Genomic DNA, 3,616 nt, shown 5'->3' with positions numbered 1-3,616 from the left:
TAGAAATACGCCACGCCCACCGCGGCCAGCGCGAGGCCGGCGGGGGTCACGCTGAACAGGCCGAACTTCGGGATCGTGTGCGCGCCCGGCAGCAGGTTCGCGTTCGCGCTGGCGATCAGGTCGTTGAGCACGATCAGCGGCGAGTTGGCGATCAACGTGGTATTGGTGGCGGTCAGAATGCAGAACGCCATCGGCAGCAACAGGCGCGAGATCGGCACGCCGGTGCGCGCGGAGAGGCGGCTGGTGACAGGAATCATCAGCGCGGCCAGAGCCTGGCTGGGAATCACCGCACTGAACAGGCTGGTGACGGAGTTGATGACCAGGCCCAGCCGCGACTCTTTACCCCGCGCCATGCGCATGACGAATTGAGCGGTGAGCCCGAGTACGCCGGCGCGGTCGAGGCCGGCGCCCATGATCATGATCGCGATGATGGCGATCACCGCGTTGCCGGCGAAGCCGTTGAACACGCGATCGGAGGGAATCAAGCCGGTGAGGCCGATCACCACCACCACCAGCAAGGCCACCATGTCGGCGCGGATCCACTCCAGCACCAGCATAAGCATGGTGAAGCACACCAGCCCCAACACCAGAATCATCTCGGGGGTCAGGGTTAGCGCCACTGCCGACCATCCCTACCGGGCAAAAGGGGCTGGATGCGATGGGGCAGCAGTTGCTTCACGCGAATGACTCTTCCCTGTTTAGCGAAGAAGTATAAGCGCGTGCGTCGGGTTACTGGTGAACCGTTGCCGCATTGTTGACGCGTCGAGCCGCTAGCGGCCTCTTCCCGCGAGGCCGGGGCACTAGGATTTGCGGTAAAGCAGGTCCCACACACCATGCCCGAGCTTCAGACCGCGCCGCTCGAAATGCGTTTCGATGCGCCAATCCGGCTTTTGCGCGTACTGGCCCGGGCCGACGTCGTTGTGCCAATCCGGCGCCATTTCCATCACATCCAGCATGTGCTGCGCGTACGGCTCCCAATCGGTGGCAAGGTGCAGCAAGCCTCCGGGCGCCACGCGAGTGGCGAGCAGGGCGACGAACGCCGGCTGCACGATGCGCCGTTTGTTGTGGCGCTTCTTATGCCAGGGATCGGGAAACCAGATGCGTACCTCGCTCAAGGAGCCGGGCGCGATCTCCTGTTCGAGCACTTCTACCGCGTCGTGTTTGTAGAGGCGCACATGGGTAGCGTCGCGTGCGGCGAGGGCATTCATCAGCCGACCGACACCCGGCCCATGGACTTCGACGCCGAGGTAGTCGCGCGCCAGATCGTGCTCGCTCGCCCACGCCAACGCTTCGCCATTGCCGAAGCCGATCTCCAGCACGCGCGGTGCATGGCGACCGAAACGCGTGTCGAAGTCTTGCACGGTGCCGGTGAAGTCGATGCCAAAGCGTGCCCAATGTGCTTGGAATGCACGTTCTTGTGCAGGCGTCATGCGGCCTTCGCGCAGTACAAAGCTGCGGATGCGGCGCAAATGGCTGGTGGTGTCGTGATCGTTGCTCATGCGAACGGTGTTGTTTTCTCTCCGCAAGGAGAGAAAACACGCTGATTAGCCGATCGTGCCGTCGATGGGGCTGGATGCCGAGGCAAACCGTTTGCGCGGAATGCGCCCGGCGCGAAACGCCGCGCGGCCCGCTTCGATGGCCAGCTTCATCGCATGCGCCATCAGCACGGGGTCTCGGGCGCCGGCGATGGCGGTATTCATCAGCACGCCGTCGCAACCCAGTTCCATGGCAATGGCCGCGTCGGAAGCCGTGCCCACGCCGGCATCGACGATGATCGGCACCTTCGCGTTCTCGATGATTTCCAGCAGGTTGTAACGGTTCTGGATGCCGAGGCCGGAGCCGATCGGCGCCGCCAGCGGCATCACCGCCACGCAGCCGATTTGCTCGAGTTTCTTGGCGAGAATGGGATCGTCGCTGGTGTAGACCATGACCTCGAAACCATCGGCCACCAACTGTTCGGCGGCCTTCAGGGTTTCGACCACGTCGGGGAACAGCGTGCGCTCGTCGCCGAGCACTTCCAGCTTCACCAGCGTGTGGCCGTCCAAAAGCTCCCGCGCCAGTTTGCAGGTGCGCACCGCATCGACGGCGTTGTAGCAGCCGGCGGTATTGGGCAACAGGGTGAATTCGCCTGGCGGCAGCGCATCGAGCAGGTTGGGGGCATGGGGATCTTGCCCGAGATTCACGCGGCGAATCGCTGCGGTGACAATCTGCGCCCCGGCGGCCAGGGTGGCGCGCCGCGTTTCGTCCAGATCCTTGTATTTGCCGGTGCCCGTGAGCAGGCGCGAGCCGTAGCTTTTGCCGGCAATGACCAGAGAATCGGTGGTGTCGTAGGTTTTAATGTTCATGGGCAAGCGTGCTTTTGCGGCAGTGGGAGGCAGGCGGGTTCAGCCGCCGCCGATGGCGTGGACGATTTCCACCTTGTCGCCCTCGCGCAAGGCATAACCGTCGTGCTGGCTGCGCGGTACGATTTCGTGATTCACCTCTACCGCAACGCGCCGCCCGGCGTAGCCGGCGTCGTGGAGGAGCTGGGTGACGGTGAAGTTATCTCCGCAGGCGTGCGGATGGCCGTTCAAGCTGATCTGCATCCGCCTATTGTAGCGGGAGGCCCTCGCTTTATCCCGCTTTTTCCTTATGGGCATGCTGCAGAAGGTCTTAGGTCCTTCCGGTTCTTAAGGGTTTGCGGATAGGAGCGCCTTCGAACCGACACCGTGCGCCCCACGCGGGGCACACGGCATGAGGCGCTAGTGTTGATTGTCGTTCTTGGGCGGCGGCGCGGCGTGAGGATGCGGCGCATTTTGCGGGTGCGGCGGTTGCGCTATCTCGGGACGTGCGTATTGCGGCGCAGCTTGATAGCGGTACGGTTCCGGTTGATACGACGGATTTGGCTGCGGCTGCCCATATTGACGAGGCTGCTGCTCAGGTGCGTATTGGCGCGATGGTTCCGGCGTGTATTGACGTTGGCGTTGCGCGGCGTCGATACGTTGTTGCTCCATGGCGGCTTGATTTTCGCGCTGCGATTGTTCAATGGATGATGGCGCTGGCGCGTAGTGCGGCGCTTGCTGTACCTGCCGGATTTCTTGCGCGGGCGCGAAATGCGGAACCTGCGGCAGCGACGGCGCAGCCTGATGCGGAGCCGGTGCAGGTTGAGGCTGCGTGGCAGGCGTCGCGACATGCGGGTAGCCACGACCGGTGACCACGTTGGGTACGTTGCGCGGCTGCACCCCTAGCATGCGCACGTTGGATGCCGGCTGGCCTGCATGGAACGACGCATTCGCCGCAACGGCCGGAGCGGGCGCGTTCACCGCCACCACCGGGCGATTGAATCCGGCGGCAGGCAGGGGGCGCATGTTGGCGGCGCGCGGTTGGCCGAAGCTTGCCGGCGAGGGTCGTTGCAAGGCCGTGGGCGCCACCATCGATGCGTGAGCCCACTGCTGCGGATCCACATGCATCTGATTGCTTTGCACATTCCGCGCGTTGGCAAACGCTTGGGCGGAAACGGCGGTGAACGCATGCGGCGCGTTGCGGTTCGCGTACGTCACGCCCGTGATGGGGCGTCCATCGTGATAGAAGTTGTATTGGCTGTGGATGTTGTTGATCAGCGTCGCCCGGTTGTAGC

4 protein-coding genes and 1 pseudogene are annotated in these 3,616 nt (G+C 63.8%); all 5 read right to left on the bottom strand.

Annotated elements, in window-relative coordinates; all coding sequences use genetic code 11:
- The coding region (locus VMA74_RS15450) for an SLC13 family permease (protein ID WP_325368523.1) at window positions 1–596 on the bottom strand (596 nt) is incomplete at its 3' end.
- A 204-nt stretch (window positions 597–800) separates the two neighbouring features.
- Complete coding sequence (gene trmB, locus VMA74_RS15445; RefSeq protein WP_325368522.1) at window positions 801–1,499, bottom strand: tRNA (guanosine(46)-N7)-methyltransferase TrmB; 699 nt, start codon at window positions 1,497–1,499, stop codon at window positions 801–803.
- Between the two features lie 45 nt (window positions 1,500–1,544).
- Window positions 1,545–2,345, bottom strand: a complete 801-nt coding sequence (locus tag VMA74_RS15440) for a thiazole synthase (protein ID WP_325368521.1) — start codon at window positions 2,343–2,345, stop codon at window positions 1,545–1,547.
- Window positions 2,346–2,384: 39 nt separating this feature from the next.
- Window positions 2,385–2,585, bottom strand: a complete 201-nt coding sequence (thiS, locus tag VMA74_RS15435; RefSeq protein ID WP_325368519.1) for a sulfur carrier protein ThiS — start codon at window positions 2,583–2,585, stop codon at window positions 2,385–2,387.
- Window positions 2,586–2,741: 156 nt separating this feature from the next.
- Window positions 2,742–3,616: pseudogene (locus VMA74_RS15430) on the bottom strand (hypothetical protein); the annotation flags it as partial.

Source organism: Dyella sp. (assembly GCF_035508675.1).
In the GTDB taxonomy this organism is placed as follows: Bacteria; Pseudomonadota; Gammaproteobacteria; order Xanthomonadales; family Rhodanobacteraceae; genus Dyella_B.
Note: the sequence above shows the minus strand (reverse complement) of the source record. Positions and strands in the feature narration are given on the sequence as shown.